This is a genomic window from Maricaulis maris, assembly GCF_049116555.1.
Taxonomy (GTDB): Bacteria; Pseudomonadota; Alphaproteobacteria; order Caulobacterales; family Maricaulaceae; genus Maricaulis; species Maricaulis maris_C.
Window position 1 is genome coordinate 1 of the sequence record NZ_JAGDYT010000002.1, and the last position, 1,070, is coordinate 1,070.

Annotated in this window: 1 rRNA gene; it reads left to right on the forward strand. The window is 53.6% G+C overall.

Annotated features, from left to right (window positions below):
* Window positions 1-1,070: ribosomal RNA gene (locus JXQ94_RS04795) — 23S ribosomal RNA — on the forward strand; the annotation flags it as partial.

The following is a 1,070-nucleotide window of genomic DNA, read 5'->3' on the forward strand; positions in this document are numbered from 1 at the left end:
TAGGTGTAGGCGTAGCGAAAGCGAGTCTTAATAGGGCGACTGAGTTCGAGGGATGAGACCCGAAGCCGGGTGATCTAGCCATGTGCAGGTTGAAGGTGCGGTAACACGCACTGGAGGACCGAACCCACGTATGTTGAAAAATGCGGGGATGACGTGTGGCTAGGGGTGAAAGGCCAATCAAACCCGGAGATAGCTGGTTCTCCGCGAAATCTATTTAGGTAGAGCGTCTCGTGAATACCCATGGGGGTAGAGCACTGGATGGGCTAGGGGGTCTCACCGACTTACCAAACCTAACCAAACTCCGAATACCGATGAGTAATATCTGGCAGACACACTACGGGTGCTAAGGTCCGTAGTGGAAAGGGAAACAGCCCTGACCGCCAGCTAAGGTCCCTAAGTTATGGCTAAGTGGGAAAGGATGTGAGAGTGCATAGACAACCAGGATGTTGGCTTAGAAGCAGCCATCATTTAAAGAAAGCGTAACAGCTCACTGGTCAAGCGCTCTTGCGCCGAAAATGTACCGGGGCTAAAGCCATACACCGAAGCTGCGGATGCACATTTATGTGCGTGGTAGCGGAGCGTTCTGTAAGCCTGTGAAGGGTGACCCGCGAGGGCACTTGGAGGTATCAGAAGTGAGAATGCTGACATGAGTAGCGACAAAGAGGGTGAGAGACCCTCTCGCCGAAAGTCCAAGGTTTCCTGCGCAATGCTAATCAGCGCAGGGTTAGTCGGCCCCTAAGGCGAGGCAGAAATGCGTAGTCGATGGGAAGCAGGTTAATATTCCTGCACCAGTGGGTAGTGACGGATCTCGTGTGTCGTCAGTCCTTATCGGATTGAACTGGCGGCGAAGAGGTCCCTGGAAATAGCTCCCACATTAGACCGTACCCCAAACCGACACAGGTGGACTGGTAGAGCATACCAAGGCGCTTGAGAGAACTATGCTGAAGGAACTCGGCAAATTGCTCCCGTAAGTTCGCGAGAAGGGAGCCTCTGCATTGGGCAACCAGTGTGGAGGGGCACAGACCAGGGGGTGGCGACTGTTTACTAAAAACACAGGGCTCTGCGAAGTC